18 protein-coding genes and 1 pseudogene are annotated in these 18826 nt (G+C 39.5%); 13 read left to right on the top strand and 6 right to left on the bottom strand.

Features of this window, described 5'->3' with window-relative positions:
• The first annotated feature begins 221 nt into the window (after positions 1–221).
• The 6 genes from ASF86_RS17950 to ASF86_RS17975 all read left to right on the top strand — a co-directional run bounded on the left by ASF86_RS17950 (position 222) and on the right by ASF86_RS17975 (position 8792).
• On the top strand, positions 222–1814 hold the full coding sequence (locus tag ASF86_RS17950) for a TerC family protein (RefSeq protein WP_005037379.1): 1593 nt from the start codon (positions 222–224) through the stop codon (positions 1812–1814).
• A gap of 71 nt (positions 1815–1885) precedes the next feature.
• Positions 1886–2353: a YchJ family protein gene (locus tag ASF86_RS17955; RefSeq protein ID WP_056484237.1), complete on the top strand. Its 468-nt coding sequence runs from the start codon at positions 1886–1888 to the stop codon at positions 2351–2353.
• A gap of 45 nt (positions 2354–2398) precedes the next feature.
• Positions 2399–3043 (top strand): trimeric intracellular cation channel family protein, encoded by a 645-nt coding sequence (locus tag ASF86_RS17960; protein WP_042894279.1) that lies wholly within the window; start codon positions 2399–2401, stop codon positions 3041–3043.
• Positions 3044–3124: 81 nt separating this feature from the next.
• Complete coding sequence (locus ASF86_RS17965; RefSeq protein ID WP_056484240.1) at positions 3125–4444, top strand: MFS transporter; 1320 nt, start codon at positions 3125–3127, stop codon at positions 4442–4444.
• Between the two features lie 152 nt (positions 4445–4596).
• A complete protein-coding gene (parC, locus tag ASF86_RS17970; protein WP_056484243.1) occupies positions 4597–6816 on the top strand; it encodes a DNA topoisomerase IV subunit A in 2220 nt (739 codons plus the stop codon).
• Between the two features lie 296 nt (positions 6817–7112).
• Positions 7113–8792 carry a long-chain-fatty-acid--CoA ligase gene (locus tag ASF86_RS17975; RefSeq protein ID WP_005037369.1) on the top strand — a complete coding sequence of 560 codons (1680 nt, stop codon included), beginning with the start codon at positions 7113–7115 and terminating at the stop codon, positions 8790–8792.
• A gap of 34 nt (positions 8793–8826) precedes the next feature.
• Here ASF86_RS17975 and ASF86_RS17980 read toward each other — a convergent pair whose 3' ends face one another.
• Positions 8827–9216: a hypothetical protein gene (locus ASF86_RS17980; protein WP_005037366.1), complete on the bottom strand. Its 390-nt coding sequence runs from the start codon at positions 9214–9216 to the stop codon at positions 8827–8829.
• A 106-nt stretch (positions 9217–9322) separates the two neighbouring features.
• On the opposite strand from ASF86_RS17980, the gene ASF86_RS17985 reads away from it, so the two are divergent.
• Both ASF86_RS17985 and ppa read left to right on the top strand, forming a co-directional pair.
• Complete coding sequence (locus ASF86_RS17985) at positions 9323–9721, top strand: MAPEG family protein (RefSeq protein ID WP_003654397.1); 399 nt, start codon at positions 9323–9325, stop codon at positions 9719–9721.
• A 127-nt stretch (positions 9722–9848) separates the two neighbouring features.
• Positions 9849–10373 (top strand): inorganic diphosphatase, encoded by a 525-nt coding sequence (gene ppa, locus ASF86_RS17990; protein ID WP_003654399.1) that lies wholly within the window; start codon positions 9849–9851, stop codon positions 10371–10373.
• A gap of 107 nt (positions 10374–10480) precedes the next feature.
• Here ppa and ASF86_RS17995 read toward each other — a convergent pair whose 3' ends face one another.
• Positions 10481–11773: an OprD family outer membrane porin gene (locus ASF86_RS17995; RefSeq protein WP_056484246.1), complete on the bottom strand. Its 1293-nt coding sequence runs from the start codon at positions 11771–11773 to the stop codon at positions 10481–10483.
• 735 nt (positions 11774–12508) lie between these two features.
• On the opposite strand from ASF86_RS17995, the gene ASF86_RS19825 reads away from it, so the two are divergent.
• Together ASF86_RS19825 and ASF86_RS18005 are read left to right on the top strand one after the other, a co-directional pair.
• Complete coding sequence (locus ASF86_RS19825) at positions 12509–12679, top strand: hypothetical protein (RefSeq protein ID WP_171252356.1); 171 nt, start codon at positions 12509–12511, stop codon at positions 12677–12679.
• Positions 12680–12735: 56 nt separating this feature from the next.
• A complete protein-coding gene (locus ASF86_RS18005; protein ID WP_056484251.1) occupies positions 12736–13557 on the top strand; it encodes a TorF family putative porin in 822 nt (273 codons plus the stop codon).
• Between the two features lie 49 nt (positions 13558–13606).
• Here ASF86_RS18005 and ASF86_RS19505 read toward each other — a convergent pair.
• The 4 genes and pseudogenes from ASF86_RS19505 to ASF86_RS18020 form a co-directional block, all read right to left on the bottom strand.
• Positions 13607–13702, bottom strand: a pseudogene (locus ASF86_RS19505) (ATP-binding protein); the annotation flags it as partial.
• A gap of 3 nt (positions 13703–13705) precedes the next feature.
• On the bottom strand, positions 13706–14251 hold the full coding sequence (locus tag ASF86_RS18010; RefSeq protein ID WP_056484253.1) for an NADPH-dependent FMN reductase: 546 nt from the start codon (positions 14249–14251) through the stop codon (positions 13706–13708).
• Between the two features lie 106 nt (positions 14252–14357).
• Complete coding sequence (locus ASF86_RS18015) at positions 14358–15842, bottom strand: YifB family Mg chelatase-like AAA ATPase (protein WP_056484256.1); 1485 nt, start codon at positions 15840–15842, stop codon at positions 14358–14360.
• 65 nt (positions 15843–15907) lie between these two features.
• Positions 15908–16135, bottom strand: a complete 228-nt coding sequence (locus tag ASF86_RS18020; RefSeq protein WP_003654412.1) for an accessory factor UbiK family protein — start codon at positions 16133–16135, stop codon at positions 15908–15910.
• Between the two features lie 278 nt (positions 16136–16413).
• Between ASF86_RS18020 and glnK the strand changes: the two genes are divergently transcribed.
• The 3 genes from glnK (at position 16414) to nrdR (ending at position 18823) form a co-directional block, all read left to right on the top strand.
• Positions 16414–16752 carry a P-II family nitrogen regulator gene (gene glnK, locus ASF86_RS18025; protein WP_000780326.1) on the top strand — a complete coding sequence of 113 codons (339 nt, stop codon included), beginning with the start codon at positions 16414–16416 and terminating at the stop codon, positions 16750–16752.
• Positions 16753–16808: 56 nt separating this feature from the next.
• Positions 16809–18203: an ammonium transporter gene (locus ASF86_RS18030; protein WP_056484258.1), complete on the top strand. Its 1395-nt coding sequence runs from the start codon at positions 16809–16811 to the stop codon at positions 18201–18203.
• Positions 18204–18364: 161 nt separating this feature from the next.
• Positions 18365–18823: a transcriptional regulator NrdR gene (nrdR, locus tag ASF86_RS18035; protein WP_003654416.1), complete on the top strand. Its 459-nt coding sequence runs from the start codon at positions 18365–18367 to the stop codon at positions 18821–18823.
• The last annotated feature ends 3 nt before the right edge of the window (positions 18824–18826 follow it).

Consider the following 18826-nt stretch of genomic DNA (forward strand, 5'->3'; position numbering starts at 1 on the left):
TTTGGTGAATGCCCTTCATGAACAAATAAAAATGATGAATTTCTATTAAATCTTGCCTATACTAAAAATTCGTTTAACAACATATGAACAAATATGGGTAGTGGTTGTAGTCGCTCCGTTTTAATTTCTTGTCCTAAAAAAACATTTTCCCTCCTTTGTATGGGCATGCCTGCTGTGTTGCCAAATAAAGATAAAATCCAGTCAGCGCAGGAGCAGGATCGATGATCTTTGAATGGATGTCTGATCCCGCTGCTTGGGTGGGCTTAGCAACTTTAATCGTTCTCGAAATTGTTCTGGGGATTGATAACCTCGTTTTCATTGCTATTTTGGCCGAAAAACTGCCGCCAGAGCAGCGAGCTAAAGCGCGCGTAGTGGGTCTGGTACTCGCCTTAGGAATGCGTCTAATACTTTTAGCTTCGATTGCTTGGGTTGTGACTCTGACTGAACCACTCTTCCATATTCTTAATCATCCATTCTCTGGTCGTGATTTGATTTTGCTGTTCGGTGGTGTGTTCTTGCTCTTTAAAGGCACCATGGAATTGCATGAACGAATGGAAGGTAACCAACTTCATAAAGAAGATAATCCTGTTCATGCTGCGTTCTGGATGGTCATTGTCCAGATTGTTGTGCTTGATGCTGTGTTCTCGTTAGATAGTGTGATTACAGCTGTAGGTATGGTGAAAGAGCTATCAATCATGATGGTTGCCGTTGTAATTGCTATCGGAATCATGTTGTGGGCATCAAGACCACTCATGGACTTTGTTAATAAGCATCCAACGGTCGTTATTCTGTGTCTTGGTTTCTTGATGATGATTGGTTTCTCTTTGGTCGTGGAAGGTTTTGGTTTCCATATTCCGAAGGGCTACTTATATGCTGCAATTGGCTTCTCTGTTTTGGTGGAAATTATCAATCAGAGCATGCGCCGCAATCAGGAAAAGCTGGTTACAACCACAGACTTGCGTTATCGCACTGCCTCTGCGGTTTTACGTATGCTAGGAAGTAAAAGCAGTGGTTCTAGCTCAGATACACAATCTTCTGATAAAGAGGACGTATTAGCTACTCAAGCTTTTGCAGATGAAGTTTTTGATGAAGACAATGGTGTTTATCATAGTGTACTTGTGCAAGGTGTTCTTGGTTTATCAGAACGTCCAGTAAAGTCCGTAATGACGCCACGACCTGAACTTGAATGGATTGATTTAGACGATGAGCCGGAAGTTTTAAAAGAACGTTTAATGTCAATGACACACTCTCGTTTGATTGTTGCACGTGGTGAACTTGATAACATTGAGGGTATTGCACTCACTCATAAAGTTTTGAATGGCTTTATTGAAACTGGTGTGGTCGATTTCCAAAAGCATTTACGTGAACCTGTCATTGTGCATGAAAATGCTCAGGTACTTATGGTGATGGAGCAATTACGTCAAGCGCCTTTACAAATGGCAATCGTTTTAAATGAATACGGTTCAATTGAAGGTATTGCAACACCAATCGATATCTTAGAAGCAATTGCGGGTGAATTCCCAGATGAAGATGAACTAGATGCAGCCGCTGAGAGCTTGGAAGATGGTTCATTAATACTTGAAGGTTCAACTGACATTCGCCATGTATCTTTGTTATTAGGCCGTGATTTGGTTGATGAAAGTGAACAGTATTCTACTTTATCGGGCTATTTATTATTCCATTTAGGTCGCTTGCCTGAAAATGGTGAAACTGTTGAAGCAGATGGTTATCGCTTTGAAGTGGTGACGATGGAAGGCCATAAAATCGAGAAAGTTCATATTGTTTCTATCGAACAAGATGAATCAAAAGATTAAATGACATTTCAAGTCTAGAAACATCATAAAATAGCTCAACTCTGAGCTATTTTTTATTTGAGAAACACAAAATGACTCAACACACTTGTCCATGTGGAAAAGGCAGCTATGCAGAATGTTGTGAGCCTTTACATTTAGGTACAGAAAAAGCCCTAACAGCAGAGCAGCTTATGCGTTCGCGTTATAGTGCTTTTGCATTACAGCAAATTGACTATATTGTGAAAACAACTGCTTTAGGTCAGCAAGCTGCGCTTGATAAAGAAGCTATTGCAGACTGGAGCAAACAAAATCAATGGCTGGGTTTAGACGTTATTCAGGCCAAAGAAAAACTAGACAAAACGCATGCGCAGGTTGAGTTCAAGGCACATTATCATGAGGGACAAAAAGCTCAAGTTCACCATGAGGTTTCACATTTTGTATGTCACCAACAACAATGGTTTTTTCTTGATCCGACTGTAGAAATGAATGTCACGATGAAACAACCGTGTGTATGTGGCTCCGGAAAAAAATTTAAACAATGCTGTGCACAATTCATATAACTTTACCTTAAAATACGGCCACCGTTTGGCCTGAGGGAAAGGGCGATGTTACTCACCGTTATTTATATTATTGCGATTACTGCCGAAGCCATGACAGGTGCATTGTCTGCGGGGCGACGGAGTATGGACTGGTTCGGTGTCGTACTGATTGCCTGTGTGACTGCTTTAGGAGGTGGTTCTGTACGTGATGTACTACTCGGACACTATCCTTTAACTTGGGTAAAACATCCTGAATATTTGGTTCTGACTTGTTGTGCTGCATTTGTCACAATCATTATTGCCAAATGGATGCGTCATTTACATAACATCTTTTTGGTACTCGATGCCTTAGGCCTAATTGGATTTACCATTATTGGTTGTCAGATTGCCTTGCAAATGGGACATGGTTTTGTCGTATCGGCAGTAGCAGGGGTGTTAACTGGAGTTTCTGGCGGTATTTTACGTGACATTTTATGTAACGATGTTCCGTTCGTTTTCCGTCGCGAACTTTATGCGAGTATTTCTTTTGTGGCAGTCATCTGTTACTGGGTATGTCAGGATTTAGGATTCAGTTTAGAGTTAACTGTTATTTCAACCTTAATTTTCGGTTTTACCCTGCGTTTGCTTGCGATCTATTTCGGCTTAGAAATGCCTAAGTTTATTTATAAAGATGACGATGCAGAATCGGCTTCTTCAACCGATGAACATTAATTATGCAGAATGCTATGTGAGCATGCTATAACAATTAACTATATTGTCTTGCTCACTTATTTTTTCCAGTAGAGTTTTCTTATGGATCTGGTTTCACGTATACAAAATCTTCCAATTGGCAAATTTCACTACACGCTTTTATGGGTAGTGGGTTTAGGTTGGATGTTTGATGCGATGGACACTGGCATCATTGCTTTTATCATGACGACCTTAGTCAAGGACTGGGCATTAACTCCAGCTGAAAGTGGTTGGATTGTGAGCATTGGCTTTGTAGGAATGGCTATTGGAGCGGTTTGCTCGGGCGCTTTAGCAGACCGTTTTGGTCGAAAGACAATATTTGCCTCTACCATGGTAATTTATAGCATCGCTACCGCTTTATGTGCTTTTGCTCCAGATTTAAAGTGGTTATTAATTTTTCGTTTTATTGTTGGCGTTGGACTTGGCGGACAGTTACCTGTTGCGGTAACACTGGTTAGTGAATATATACCTTCACATGTACGCGGTCGTTTTATTGTACTCCTTGAAAGCTTTTGGGGGTTAGGCTGGTTAGTTGCAGCCCTAGTTTCTTATTTCATTATTCCTAAATTTGGCTGGCATATTGCATTTCTTATTGGTGGCCTTCCATTGATTTATATTTTAGTAATTTGGAAAAAACTCCCCGAATCTATACCGTACTTGATCAATCATGGTCGTATTGAAGAAGCGCATGCATTAGTTCAAAAATTAGAAGCTCAGGCAGGTGTTCAAATTGTTCACCATATTGAAGTTGTGCCTGTAGCCATACAACAAAAGGTCTCTTTTAAACAACTTTGGAGTGGTCCTTTTGCTCGTCGTAGTTTAATGCTGTGGCTCATCTGGTTTGGAATTGTGTATTCCTACTATGGCATTTTCACTTGGTTACCAAGCTTATTGGTGAAACAGGGCTATGACATTGTTAAATCTTTTGAATATGTACTTTTAATGATTTTGGCACAGCTACCGGGGTACTTGGCAGCGGCATGGTTTGTTGAACGATTGGGTAGAAAAATTACACTGGCTTCTTTTATTGGTTTTTGTGCATTGTCTGCATATTTCTTTGGACAAGCCGACAGCGTAAACAGCATTATGTTTTGGGGCTGCCTCATGTCATTCTTTAATTTAGGGGCATGGGGAGTTTTATATACCTATACGCCAGAACAATATCCAGCCAATATTCGGGCTTTCGGTTCGGGCTGGGCATCGGCAATGGGGCGTTTAGGCGGGATTTTGGCACCGATAGTCGTTACACATATGATGGTGGCTAAGAATGGATTTAGCCATGTCTTTATGATGTTTACTGTTGTTTTACTTTTGGTCGCAGCTGTAATTTTGATATTAGGTGAAGAAACTCAAGGGAAAAGACTAGAGTCGATAGGCCTCTAGTTTTGCCTAACTTTATAGCAAATAACTAAAAATATAGAGACATGAGACATAATTTGACGCTCAGGTGACAGACTCCCTCTTGTGTCTGTAACATAGCCCACTTAGCATAAGACTCATTTAAAATAACGACTGATTTGGAAGATAAGCTGACTATGACCAGCCTTGCGCATCAAGCGACAGAAAACCGCTCTGTAGCCGAATTTACTGAACAGGCTTACCTGAATTATGCCATGTACGTCATCATGGACCGTGCATTGCCACATATCAGTGATGGTTTAAAGCCTGTACAGCGCCGTATTGTATTTGCCATGAGCGAATTAGGGCTGAAAAATAGTGGTAAGCCAAAAAAATCAGCACGTACAGTCGGTGATGTACTCGGTAAATACCATCCCCATGGCGATTCTGCATGTTATGAAGCCATGGTATTGATGGCACAGCCGTTTAGCTATCGTTATCCTTTAATTGAAGGACAAGGTAACTGGGGGGCGCCAGATGATCCTAAGTCATTTGCTGCGATGCGTTATACCGAAGCAAAACTTTCTGCCTACAGTGAGTTATTGTTAAATGAGTTAGGGCAGGGCACAACTGACTGGCAAGATAACTTTGATGGTTCATTAAAAGAACCCATTACGTTGCCAGCACGTATTCCTAATATTCTACTCAACGGCACAACAGGGATTGCTGTTGGTATGGCGACAGATATTCCGCCGCATAATTTACGTGAAGTGATTAAAGGAACGATTGCCTTAATTCGTAATCCGCAAACTTCAGATGAAAAATTGGCTGAATATATTCCAGCGCCAGATTTACCAACAAAAGCTGAAATCATTACTCCACCAGAAGAATTACTCAAAATCCAGACTACTGGTCGTGGTAGTTACCGCATGCGAGCGGTGTACACCATCGAAAAAAATGAAATCGTGATTACTGAATTGCCTTATCAGGTATCGGGCTCTAAGGTCATTACTCAAATTGCCGATCAAATGCAGGCTAAGAAGCTACCATTGGTGGTGGATATACGTGATGAGTCGGATCATGCAAACCCAACACGATTAGTGATTGTACTTCGTTCAAATCGTATTGATGCTGAAGCGGTGATGAGCCACTTATTTGCAACGACGGACTTAGAGTCAAGCTATCGTGTTAATTTAAACATGATTGGTGAAGATGGGCGTCCTCAGGTTAAATCGATTCGTCGTATTTTACTGGAATGGATTGAGATTCGTAAAAAAACGGTAACCCGCCGTTTAGAATATCATTTAAACCGAATTGAAAAGCGTCTGCATATTTTGGAAGGTCTTTTAATTGCTTATCTTGATATTGATACGGTTATTCGTATTATTCGTGAAGAAGATCAGCCTAAACCTGTATTGATGGAACACTTCAAGATTGATGAGATACAGGCAGAAGCAATTTTAGAACTCAAGTTACGTCATTTAGCAAAACTTGAAGAGATGGAAATCCGTCAAGAGCAGGATGAACTTGCAGCAAAAGCAGCCATTATTCGTGAGCAATTAGGAAATCCAGAATCTTTAAAAAATCTGATTATTGGTGAATTAAAAGAAGACGCGAAAAAGTTTGGTGATGAGCGCCGCTCTCCAATTGTGGTACGTGCTGAAGCTGTTCAGATTAAAGAACAAGACCTTGTACCAGCAGAAACAGTAACAGTGGTTTTATCTGAAGCAGGTTGGATTCGTGCCGCAAAAGGTGCAGATGTTGATGCAGAAAACTTAAACTACCGTGCGGGTGACCAATATTTAAGTCACGCTGTGGGCAAAACCAATCAACGGATTTATTTCCTTGATGAGACAGGGCGTAGTTATGCTTTACCTATCAGCAGCTTGCCATCAGCAAGAGGTTTAGGTGAACCATTAAGTTCCAAACTTGCTCCTGCAAGCGGCGTGTCGTTTATTCAGGTTTATCTAGAAGATGAAGCGTCTGAACTTATCGCTGCTAGTACATCAGGTTATGGATTTAAAACTCAAGCCAAACAGCTAGATACCAATGCCAAGGCAGGTAAAACATTCTTGTCGGTGCCTGATAAATCAAAAGCTTTACCATTAATATCTGCTCAAAATATGACACATTTGGCTGTGCTCAGTTCAGCAGGTCGACTCTTAATCATTGATTTGGCAGAGCTCCCAAATTTAAATAAGGGTAAAGGTAATAAGTTGATACAACTTGAAGCGAAAGAGCAAATTTTATCCATGACAACCCTGAACTTAGATGAAATAATTCAGGTGGTTGCAGGGCAACAACATTTAAAATTAAAAGGTGATGATCTACAAAAATACCTGGGTAAACGAGCTTCAAAAGGTCAGCTCTTACCACGTGGATATCAAAAAGCAAATAAACTGTTGATTCAGAGATAAAGCTAGCGTCTGGCAACATAAATACGCTATATATGGCAACATGTTCAAGCAATGAACTGAACTTGTTGGTATTGAATAATGATTAAAAGGACAGCAATTTGGAGTACGTAATTTGTACTCCATGCAAAAAATTTGGCAGGGTTAAATTGTCAAAAGTTCTGTCTCATAATCTTGTTCGAAGTGTCATGAATGTGCCAATAAGTTTTAAATATGTTCTGGCACCAAGAAGCTAAAGAATAGCTGGGGCATTGAATAACAGTTATTACTAAGGATTACGAATCGGAGATAATGGCATTATGGAAAAAATTTGGTTTGCAGAATACCAAAAGACAGGGATTCCAGAAACAGTAGCATTGCCTGCGGAAAATACCTCACTTGTTGATATTTTTGAGAGTAATTTCCAAAAATTTGGTTCTCGTGATGCCTTTATCTTTATGGATAAAGCGATGTCATTTAATGAGTTAGAGCTTGCGAGCCGTAAGTTCGCGACCTATTTGCAAAATTTGGGGTTAGCAAAAGGAACTCGTGTGGCAGTGATGATGCCGAATGTGTTGCAGTATCCTGTAGTTGCATTAGCTGTGTTACGTGCGGGCTTGGTATTAGTGAATGTTAATCCACTTTATACCGCGCGTGAACTTGAGCATCAATTAAATGACTCAGGTGCAGAAGTACTTGTGATCATCGAGAACTTTGCTAGTGTTTACCAAAGCATTTTAGGTAAAACTCCAGTGAAGCATGTTGTAGTTGCATCAGTAGGAGATATGCTTGGTACACTTAAAGGTACTCTAGTTAACTTTGTATTACGTAAAGTACGTAAGCAAATTCCGGCTTGGAATATTCCGGGGCACGTTAAATTTAATTCAGCATTAAATAAAGAAAATGCAAGTAATTATAAGCGTCCGACTTTAACTTTAAGTGATACGGCTGTACTTCAATATACTGGTGGTACTACTGGTGTTTCAAAAGGTGCAGAGCTTACTCATCGTAATCTTGTAGCAAACTTACTTCAGTGTGATGGTATTTTCCAAAGTAAATTTGGAGCAAACGATGGCGCTAAAGGCGATCGTATTGTTTGTGCATTGCCGCTTTATCATATTTTTGCGTTCATGGTTTGTGCCATGTACGGTATGTATAAAGGTCAGGCAAATATCTTGATTCCGAACCCTCGTGATTTACCAGCTGTTATTAATGAACTGCGTAAATATCAACCATCATTCTTCCCAGCAGTAAATACATTATTTAATGCTTTAGTGAATAATGAAGAGTTCAGACAACTTGACCATAGCAAGTTAAAAATGGCGATGGGCGGTGGTATGGCCGTTTTACCTTCTACAGCAGAAGCTTGGAAGAAAATTACTGGCACAACCATTATTGAAGGTTATGGTTTGTCAGAAACCTCACCAGTAGCAACTGCAAATCCACCTGCTTCTACTGAATTTAGTGGCACAATTGGTATTCCGTTACCTTTAACTGAAGTTGCCATTTTAGATGATGACGGTAAAGAAGTTGCTTTAGGTGAGCAAGGTGAAATCTCGATTCGTGGGCCTCAAGTCATGAAAGGCTACTGGAACCGTGCAGATGAGACAGCTAAAGTCATGACAGCAGATGGTTTCTTCCGTACGGGTGATATCGGCGTTATGGACAGCCGTGGATATGTCAAAATTGTAGATCGTAAAAAAGATATGATTTTGGTTTCTGGCTTTAACGTTTACCCAAGTGAAATCGAAGAAATTATTGCTAAACATCCAAAAGTATTGGAAGTTGCAGCGATTGGTGTTCCAGATGAAAAATCAGGTGAAGTGCCAAAACTCTTTATTGTGAAAAAAGATCAAAGCTTGACTACAGAAGAAGTTTTGAGCTTTGCTAAAGAGAACTTAACAGGCTATAAGCGTCCTCGTTATGTTGAGTTTATGGATGAATTACCAAAATCAAACGTAGGCAAAATTTTACGTAAAGACTTACGTAAACCAGCCTAATCAGTTAACAAAAAAAGCGCCTTAGGGCGCTTTTTTATATTTTATGACTTTTTATAAACCAGCGGTCTATATAAGGGCGTCCAATTCCGACCATCCCCACAAAAACAAGCATTGTGCCGAGTTGTAGGCGTAGGTGAGTTAAATCAAGCTGACCATAACTTAAATAATTATCTGCTAAGCAATATATCGTAATCACAATGAGCCAGTGCCACAAAGGAAGTCGTTTAATACCAACTGCAATAAAGGTAATAGTTAAAATAACAAAGGTGCCAAGTGTAGATTGCCAATTCAAATTTGCACAAATCACACTCAGTAAAAAAGCGACAATAGGGAGTACGATCTTTAATATGCGATCTATCTGAAGTTGATTCTGTTTTTGCTTATCCAAGACTTCAAACAGTTCTTTTTGATCAGGTTGTTGCATACATGGCCCTATTCATCAGTGTTGACAAGTGATTGCATAAAATTTCAGGTAAAAACGCAATGTTATGATAGCATGACCAACAGTATTTTCAGTGATGGATGGCACTATGCAGGGCATCAGCGGCATTATCTATATTATTTTAGTGGCATGTTTACTGCCATACGCATTTACCGCAATTGCAAAAATTACAGGTGGTTTTCAGCCTGCCGATAATCAAAACCCGAGAGCTTTTTTTGCCAAAACAACTGGTCTGGCTGCTCGCGCTAATGCCGTACAACAAAATAGTTTTGAAAGCTTACCTTTATTCTTAACGGCTATTTTAATGGCCGAATATATGGTTGTTCCAGAATATTTTATTCTGAGATTAGGTTGGGCATATATTATTTTAAGAGTTATTTATGGGATCTGCTATTTAAGTAATTGGGCAACTTTACGCTCGATTGTCTGGTTCTTATCTATATTGTGTCCAATCTTCTTATTAGTGGTCACGATTAAACTGACTTGAGTGTCATTCTGTCATCATTCATATCAACTTTCGCGTGTGCGCATTGTATAATCGGCATCATTTTGATGATATCCACGCTATAATCGAGTGGATTTTACATCTGACTTCATAACGAAAGAGTATTGATATGAGTTACAGCGATATCCCAGCAGGTAAAGATGCCCCAAATGACATCTATGTCATCATTGAAATTCCTGCAAATGCAGCACCAATTAAATATGAAATCGACAAAGATTCTGATGCATTGTTTGTAGACCGTTTCATGGGCACAGCAATGTTCTATCCAGCGAACTATGGTTATGTTCCAAATACTTTGTCTGAAGATGGCGACCCGTTAGACGTACTTGTTGTAACTCCACATCCTGTTGCTGCTGGTTCTGTAATTCGTTGCCGTCCAGTGGGCAAATTAAAAATGGAAGATGACGGTGGTATCGATGCGAAATTAATCGCTGTTCCACACGAAAAATTGTCTCCACTTTATAAAGACGTGAAGGAATATACAGATCTTCCTCCATTGTTGATTAGCCAAGTTGAGCATTTCTTCAGTCACTATAAAGATTTAGAACCAGGTAAGTGGGTAAAAATCAGTGGTTGGGAAGGTGCTGATGTTGCTAAAGCTGAAGTACTAAAAGCAATTGAAGCTGCTAAATAAGCTTTAATTGAGAAGGCTCAGAGTTTCTCAATTGATATTCTGAGCCTAATAAAAAACCTACATCTGTTGCCAGACGTAGGTTTTTTTATACTTGATAGATCTATGAATTAGAATAATTTCACAGGAATATCAAGGAAGATACGCCATTCGTTGGTGTCAGGCATATAGTCTGTATTATAAGCGCTGTCTGCACGGTAGATCGAATTACGTAAACGTAGGCTTGAACCTTTAGCAAAACCACTTTGAACCGTGTATTTCACTTGGTTGAAGAATTCGCTTTCGTTTGAGTCATCTGCACCGTTAGATGTTTTGATATCCCAACCATATACATAAGCTGTAGTCCAGTTTAGGCCTGGTAATACACCTAACTTGCCAAAGTCGAGGCTATATTGGATTTGTGCAGATTTTTCATCATTACCAATGAAATCAGACAAATAAGAGTTTGGCAAATACACACTTTGGCCGCCGTCTTGGTTTGAACCATAGTTATAACCAATGTTACCGCTGTTTTGTTGGTACGCTAACATCACACTATGTGGGCCAGTCGCATAAGTACCTGAAATTGCCCAAATATTATTGGTTTTGTCTTCACCAGCTGGGCCAGTTGCGTATGACAATGAAGCATTTTTATCAAAGTTAGTATGATAACCACTGAAGTCATAAGTAAGTGAGCTATCATTAGCAAGAGGTTGCTTGTAGTTCACATTGACATAATGGCGATCAAGTTTGTCTTTTACATCAACGCCATAGTAAGAACCATTGAGTTGATCATCAAATTTATATTTTGCACCCCAAACAATCGCACGATCAAGACCTCTGCCAGAAGCATCAGCATCGGTATTGATTTGGTCAGAATATTGGTTTTTAGTGAATTTACCAGCAATTACTTCTAAATCTTTAATTTCATGGCTGGTTAACAATGTACCTGTGAAATATTCAGGAACCATACGTGCAGTGTTACTTGCAAGTACAGGAATATCAAGAACTTGTGTGCCATAACGTACAGTCGTATTCGAGAAACGAGCTTTTACGCTACCACCACCACGTGTCCATTGATCGTACGGATTTTCACGTACACCATTGTAACGAGGAATCATTTGGTTGCCGTTATTGTTATTTGCACCGATTTTGAATGAAAAATCACCAACTGCGCCAACACCAAAACCAACGATACCTTTGGTAAAGCCGGAATCTAGCGTAACGATTGCTGATTGAGCAAATGAACTGTCATCTTCAACGTTATTTTTCTTGTCACGTTGAATATAACCTGTACGGAAGAGAATAGAACCGTTCGCATCTTCAACAAATCCTTTTGCCTCACTTTGCTCACTTGCCTGAGCCGAGGAAATTATTGCCGCAGAAATGAGAACTGCTAATGTAAGTTTTTGTGCATTTAGCATATTTAAAGAACCTCATAAAAACGATAAATCCTGTGCCTTGTTATTGTTCAGGGCCTAGGATTTGAATCAATTGTATAAGTAATCTATAAAAAAGATATATTTTTGTTGATTTTATTTTATATATGCTATGCAGAAATTGATTAATGTGTTACTGGTTGTTTACTAAATTTACTATTAAGCTTTTATGCTTAATGCATTGTTTAAAATAAAAAAAGTAATTTATTTTTTAGTGGATTTTTACCATTTATTTTATATTCTAAGCTCAAAAAATAGTTGATTCTTGTGTTCATTTTTTGATCTTTTTTGGTGGATATGTTTACTTTTTAATCTTCTCTTAAGTTGATTTTTTTAACGGTTTATTTTCAATGCTCTCTAAATTGTTACTATATAACATTATTTTTAATGCATGATGTGCAAAAAGAGATCACTATAATAAGCCAATGGAATTTAGTTGATTTGATCAAATTTAGTGCGATATTTTGCGTAAATTTTGTGCATTACTCTTTTTGCTCATACTATTGCTTAAAAAAGACCCAAAATAGTTCATAAGTTTTAAAACAGAAAAAAATGAAGAAATCTAATTAGAAGAAATGCCCATTCACAGACCATTACAAGCTCGGCCTTAAGAAATTTACGTAATTTTTATATCTCTTATTTAAGTTTAAATAGAAATTTTACATTGAGTAAATGGATACTGCTGACGTCGCTAATTTATTTCCGACAAGGTGTTTTCTCATGTTGCTCTTTTCTAATCGGATAGCTTTATTATTTTATAATATTGTTTTTTATGAATATATTTTTGTAAAAATAAAATGGCATTTTTATTGTAGAGATATTTTGATTTCAATATTAATGATATGCAGCGAAGGGGAATATGGACTTGGCACAGCAATTGCTAAAGCTTAAGTAACACAATGTGTTTTATATACATAAATCGTGCATTCATTATGGGGGAGATCAAAATGATGAAATTTGCACTTAAGACCTTAGGTCTTGGTATTTTCGCAGCTGGTTCAACCATGGCTATGGCTGAAGAAGCACCATCTTTTTATGGTATCACAGCAACAGGTAGTGTAGCGGCAACTACAGACTACCGCTTCCGCGGTGTTACACAATCGTCAAATAACCCAGCTATTCAAGGTGGTTTTACTTTTTCTCATAAGTCAGGTGCCTATGTCGCGCTGTGGGGTTCAAGCGTTGATTTTGGCGTAACTGGCAATTCAACAGAGACAGATGTCGCTTTGGGTTATACCAACACTTTAAAATTAACAGATACGCTTGCGCCTACTTATGATGTTGGTGTAATTCATTATGGCTATATTGGCTCTGGTCATAGTTTTGACCGTAATGGTATTGGTTATGATGGTAAAAATGGATTAGATTTTAATGAAGTTTACGGTAAATTAACTTTTGCTGATTCTTTATTTAAAGGTGATGCACTTAGTGTGGGTGTAAACTATTCAGATGACTACTGGGCTCATTCTAAGCAGTTCTGGTATTTTAATGTCGGTTATTCAGCACCAATTGCAGACACAGGATTTACTGGACTTGCATCAGTTGGCTATAACAAATTCAAAAATAAAGATGCTTTAGCCGTAGTTGCGGGTGGTCCAGGTAAAGATGATAGTTATATCGATTATAAAGTGGGTGTAAACCGTAACATCTTGGGTATTGTTGCTGAGCTAGATGTTGTGGGTACAGATATTAGTACTTCTGGCATGACCGATGCTCAGAAAAAACCGTATGACACAGGCTTAGTGTTTAGTTTAACTAAAACATTCTAAGTTTATGCGGTAAAAAAGCGGGTTTCTTTACCCGCTTTTTTATTAGTCCTCAGAAAGAGACATCTTCTGTAAGATGAGAGCTTTGAATCACTTCACTTTGAGCCAAATCAACAATGGCCCGTGCTACTCGTAAAACGCGATGAAAAGTTTACTCTAATTGATCTTTATACTTTTGAATCTTTGAGACAAAGCTAAGCAGGAACGGTGTAATTTGTGATTTATATTGTTCAGTTTGCAGCATCTCAATAATTTGTTCAGGAGATTTGCTAAGAAGAGAGATCCGTAAAAATAAATCTTCAAAGAAATTGCTGCTAACAGTCGAAAGTACTCTTCTTAAAGAAACCAGCATATCGTCACCACGGCTGGATGCATGAACTAGAACAATAGGTTTATCTATGATTTCGGTGCGCGAAACCATCCAGTCAATTGCATTCTTGAGACCGCCTGGAATACAACGGATATATTCAGGACTTGAGATGATAATGCCATCTGAGGCAGAAACAGATTTGATAAATTCTTCTACTACAGCAGGCGTTTTTTCTCCCTCATCATCCGGAGTGAAGATAGGTAAAGTATTAATTTGATCGAAAACTGAAAACTCAATACTGGACGGTGCTATATCTTTCATTGCTCGTAATAGTGCTGTATTTGTAGATGCCTCTCTTGTACTGCCGGATATAGCCAAAATTTTCATAGCATCCTCTTTGCCTTTTTATATAGGCAGTAATAAATTCTTTAATTAACAACTCATATAAATATGAAAAAACAGCGGACTCACGATCCGCTGTTTTTTTCATTTGTTAACTATTTCCTCGATAGGATAATGCTTCTGTAAGGTGAGAACTTTGAATCACTTCACTTTGAGCTAAATCGGCAATGGTCCGCGCTACTCGTAAAACACGATGATAAGCGCGGGCCGATAAATTTAAACGTTGTTGAGCCATTTCAATCATTCGTTGAGAAGTACTATCAAGTACAGCATGTTGTTCTAGCTGTTTCGGCGAAAGCGCCTGATTTAAACAATTTTGTCTTTGAATCTGTTGTTCATAAGCATAAATCACACGTTGTCGAACACTACTTGAATCTTCAACAGGCGTTGGATCTTGTAGCTCTTGGGCCTTTAACGGTGGCACATCAATATGTAAATCGATACGGTCAAGTAAAGGTCCTGATATACGGTTTTGATAGCGCTTAATACTCTCAGGTGAACACTGACAACGACTATCTTGATTAAATGCATAGCCGCATGGACATGGGTTCATCGCTGCAATCAGTTGGAAGTTAGCCGGATAAGTAATTTGCCGAGCTGCTCGTGAAATAATGATTTCTTTTGACTCAAGCGGCTGGCGTAAGACTTCTAGTACTTTTCTATCAAACTCGGGGAGCTCATCTAAAAAAAGCACTCCTAAATGCGATAATGTAATTTCACCAGGTTTAGGGTGAGAACCGCCCCCAACGAGTGCAATCGCTGATGCTGTATGATGGGGCGCTCGAAATGGTCGCTGACCAAAAGTATGTGATGTATTTGAAATAGAATAAATGCTAGCAACTTCAAGCGTTTCTTGATTAGACAGAGGCGGTAAAATTGAAGGAAGCCTTGAGGCGAGTAAAGTTTTACCTGTGCCAGGTGGTCCTTTAAAAAGTAAAGAGTGCCCTCCAGCAGCAGCAATTTCGAGTGCACGGCGTGGGCGTAACTGACCTTTTACATCTGCAAGGTCAAATTTATAAGGTATTTGGTTTGAAGTGGCCGTAGGCTCAACCGAAGATAGAGACTTTGTGCCCAGAAAATGTTCACAGACTTCTTTTAAGTGGCTCACTGGATAACATTTAAAGTCAGGTAAGTGACTAATATCCTGACTATTATCAAGCGGGAAAAGCATTTTATGCTTGGCTTGTTGACACGCCATTGCCAAAGTTAAAGTACCTGACACTGGCCTTACATGACCATCAAGTGCTAACTCTCCAATAAATTCAAAATCTTCGGCACAGTTTTCTGGGAGCTGACCAGAGGCAATTAAAATACCTAAAGCAATTGGTAAATCCAGACGTGAACCATCTTTGGGCAAATCTGCTGGTGCAAGATTAATGGTCAGTCGTTTAGTCGGAAATTGAAATCCACTGTTAATAATCGCCGAGCGAACTCGGTCTTTACTTTCTCTTACTGCCGCTTCGGCTAGGCCTACAATGGTAAGAGAAGGTAAGCCTTGACTCACATGTACCTCTACTTCAATGAGAGGTGCATGTAAACCTAAAAGTCCCCGTGTATAAATTTTAGAAAAAGACATCTTGTTGTTCCATTATGGTGCTTCATTTTTAATCGTTGTAAAGTATAAGTGCGCTACATTGGTGCTTATTTTTTATTCTTTAAAGTTTCTTCTAATAGTTCCACTTGTTTTTGTAGCTCTGCTAAACGTTGGTTGGCTGATTGCAGTGCGGTCTTTTGGCGGTCAATTTCTTGTCTGGAAACAAGATCTAACTTTTCGACTGCTTCATTTAATAATGCACGTAAATTTTTTTCCAAATCTTTTTTAGGCTCATCAATTTGTTCCAGAATGGCCTGTAATAAAGTTTCTAGCATGAAATATCCAAAGTGTTGTATTACCTTATGGTTTACAGTTTACCACTGCTTGAAGGTGGGATATAGGTTTCAATTCTTTTAGTACAAATAGAACATTAAATCAGCATGTAAACATACTGAAAATTCATTTTATTTTTAATAGCTCATCTACATCTTGATCACTAAATAGGTTATAAAGAAAGTTCATGCAATAGATTCATTTCCCTCAACCTTTGAAATATTGGCATGAAAATTGAACATAAAACCTTACTGGTGAAAAGAAGCCGAAGGAAACAAACATGAAGCTTGTAACTGCAATTGTAAAACCGTTTAAATTGGATGATGTGCGTGAAGCGCTCTCTGACATTGGTGTACAAGGGATTACCGTAACTGAAGTTAAAGGTTTTGGTCGTCAAAAAGGACATACAGAACTCTACCGTGGCGCAGAGTATGTGGTTGATTTCTTACCTAAAGTAAAAATCGAAATTGCGATTAGTGATGAAATGGTCGACGCGGTAATTGAATCAATTACACGTGTAGCAAGCACAGGAAAAATTGGCGATGGTAAGATTTTTGTGACTAACCTGGAACAAGTAATCCGTATCCGTACGGGTGAAACTGGACCAGATGCTGTCTAATTGGCACAAAGCTTGCTGAGTAGAAAATAACTCGCAAATGAGGTTGGGGGACACGAATGAAAAAAATGCTTATGGCGCTGAGTCTATCAGGCGCTCTTTTGGGTGGTACTGCCGTTTGGGCAGAAGAAGCTGTAACAACGCCTACATCGGAAGTTGCGGCTACATCAACATCTCAAGCTACTGCAACCACTGCAGAAGCACCAGTTGCTGAAACTCCGGCAGCTCCAGCACCAACACCTACTCTTGATACGGGTGATACCTCTTGGATTTTAGTTTCAACCGCCTTGGTTCTATTAATGACCATTCCGGGGTTGGCATTATTCTACGGCGGTATGGTACGTAAAAAAAATGTACTCAGTACTATGATGTTCAGCCTTTCCGCTGCGATTTTAGTCAGTTTGCTGTGGGTGATTGCTGGATATTCAATCGCGTTCTCTGGCACAGGTGCATTTTTTGGTGATTTGTCTAAAGCAATGCTAAACGGAGTCGCGTTTGATGCATTGAGTGGGACAATTCCTGAGAGTCTCTTTGTTATTTTCCAAATGACCTTTGCCATTATTACAGTTGCAATTCTAAGTGGTTCTATTGCGGACCGCATGAAGTATTCAGCTTTCATGGTGTTTATTGCAGTTTGGGTACTCGTAGTCTATGCACCAATTACTCACTGGGTTTGGGCGGCAGATGGCTGGTTATTTAAAGCAGGCGCATTAGATTTTGCTGGTGGTACAGTTGTACATATCAACTCAGGTGTTGCAGGTTTAGTTGCGGCTTACATGCTTGGAAAACGTATTGGTTTGGGCCGTGAATCTATGGCTCCGCATAACTTGACTCTAACTGTAGTCGGTGCAAGCTTACTTTGGGTGGGTTGGTTTGGCTTTAACGGTGGTAGTGCTTTAGGTGCTGGCGCTCGTGCAAGCATGGCAATTTTAGTGACTCAAGTTGCTGCCGCTGCTGCTGCGTTCTCTTGGTTAGTTGTTGAACGTATGATTCGCGGTAAAGCATCTGTATTAGGTGGTGCTTCTGGTGCTGTCGCTGGTTTGGTTGTGATTACGCCAGCAGCAGGCTTCGTCGGTGTAGGCGGTGCTTTAGTCATGGGCCTTATCGGTGGCGTAGTTTGCTTCTGGGGTATTACTGCACTTAAACGCTTACTTAAAGCTGATGATGCTTTGGATGCCTTTGGTTTACATGCTGTAGGTGGTATTGTCGGTGCGATTTTAACTGGCGTATTTTACAGTGATGAAATCATCAAAGCAGCCAACGTTCCATTAGCAGCAACATTCACTGGGCAATTATGGGTACAAGTTGAAGGCGTATTGGCAACCATGGTTTACAGTGGTGTAGCGACTTTTGTAATTCTTAAAGTGATTGATCTTGTGATTGGTATCCGTGTTAACGCTGATGATGAACGCATGGGTCTGGATTTAAGCCAACATGGCGAACGTATTGAATAATTCGTAATATATCTGCTGTCTTAAAAGAACAGTCTTGCGCTGTGATCAAAGCGATGCTTTGATCTTGCTCAGGACTGTTTTTTTGTCTCATAGAATGCTGGTTCTGTAAGTGTAGAAACTTTGCTACACTAGGTCAAAGTAATCGACCCTATAAATCCGCTATGCATTGTCCATTTTGCAACGCCGCAGATAGTAAAGTCATCGATTCACGTTTAGCCGCCGAAGGCTGTCAGATTCGTCGACGTCGTGAGTGTGTAAGTTGCGGTGAACGTTTTACCACTTTTGAAAGCTATGAAGTGGTGATGCCCCGTGTGATCAAATCGAATGGAAAGAATGAACCTTTCGATGAGGCCAAGCTACGCCGTTCGTTAATGCATGCATTGCAAAAACGTCCGGTTACCCAAGAACAGATAGAAACTGTTTTAAGTGATATCCAATTGCAGATTCGCCGTTTAGGTGAGCGTGACGTGAAGTCTAGAACAATTGGTGAAGTCGTCATGCAATCTCTATTTGCACTCGACCATGTCGCTTATGTTCGATTTGCTTCTGTTTATCAAGATTTTCAGGATGTTGAAGCTTTTCGCCGTCAAATTGAGCAAATGCAGCAACGTGAACAATAATTA

It is taken from the genome of Acinetobacter sp. Leaf130, assembly GCF_001423205.1.
Taxonomy (GTDB): domain Bacteria; phylum Pseudomonadota; class Gammaproteobacteria; order Pseudomonadales; family Moraxellaceae; genus Acinetobacter; species Acinetobacter calcoaceticus.

Excerpts from the sequence above, each read along its gene's own strand:
- ASF86_RS17950 (WP_005037379.1), top strand. The coding sequence starts at position 222 with ATGATCTTTGAATGGATGTCTGATCCCGCTGCTTGGGTGGGCTTAGCA.
- ASF86_RS17955 (WP_056484237.1), top strand. The coding sequence starts at position 1,886 with ATGACTCAACACACTTGTCCATGTGGAAAAGGCAGCTATGCAGAATGT.
- ASF86_RS17960 (WP_042894279.1), top strand. The coding sequence starts at position 2,399 with ATGTTACTCACCGTTATTTATATTATTGCGATTACTGCCGAAGCCATG.
- ASF86_RS17965 (WP_056484240.1), top strand. The coding sequence starts at position 3,125 with ATGGATCTGGTTTCACGTATACAAAATCTTCCAATTGGCAAATTTCAC.
- parC (WP_056484243.1), top strand. The coding sequence starts at position 4,597 with ATGACCAGCCTTGCGCATCAAGCGACAGAAAACCGCTCTGTAGCCGAA.
- ASF86_RS17975 (WP_005037369.1), top strand. The coding sequence starts at position 7,113 with ATGGAAAAAATTTGGTTTGCAGAATACCAAAAGACAGGGATTCCAGAA.
- ASF86_RS17980 (WP_005037366.1), bottom strand. The coding sequence starts at position 9,216 with ATGCAACAACCTGATCAAAAAGAACTGTTTGAAGTCTTGGATAAGCAA.
- ASF86_RS17985 (WP_003654397.1), top strand. The coding sequence starts at position 9,323 with ATGCAGGGCATCAGCGGCATTATCTATATTATTTTAGTGGCATGTTTA.
- ppa (WP_003654399.1), top strand. The coding sequence starts at position 9,849 with ATGAGTTACAGCGATATCCCAGCAGGTAAAGATGCCCCAAATGACATC.
- ASF86_RS17995 (WP_056484246.1), bottom strand. The coding sequence starts at position 11,773 with ATGCTAAATGCACAAAAACTTACATTAGCAGTTCTCATTTCTGCGGCA.
- ASF86_RS19825 (WP_171252356.1), top strand. The coding sequence starts at position 12,509 with ATGTTGCTCTTTTCTAATCGGATAGCTTTATTATTTTATAATATTGTT.
- ASF86_RS18005 (WP_056484251.1), top strand. The coding sequence starts at position 12,736 with ATGATGAAATTTGCACTTAAGACCTTAGGTCTTGGTATTTTCGCAGCT.
- ASF86_RS18010 (WP_056484253.1), bottom strand. The coding sequence starts at position 14,251 with ATGAAAATTTTGGCTATATCCGGCAGTACAAGAGAGGCATCTACAAAT.
- ASF86_RS18015 (WP_056484256.1), bottom strand. The coding sequence starts at position 15,842 with ATGTCTTTTTCTAAAATTTATACACGGGGACTTTTAGGTTTACATGCA.
- ASF86_RS18020 (WP_003654412.1), bottom strand. The coding sequence starts at position 16,135 with ATGCTAGAAACTTTATTACAGGCCATTCTGGAACAAATTGATGAGCCT.
- glnK (WP_000780326.1), top strand. The coding sequence starts at position 16,414 with ATGAAGCTTGTAACTGCAATTGTAAAACCGTTTAAATTGGATGATGTG.
- ASF86_RS18030 (WP_056484258.1), top strand. The coding sequence starts at position 16,809 with ATGAAAAAAATGCTTATGGCGCTGAGTCTATCAGGCGCTCTTTTGGGT.
- nrdR (WP_003654416.1), top strand. The coding sequence starts at position 18,365 with ATGCATTGTCCATTTTGCAACGCCGCAGATAGTAAAGTCATCGATTCA.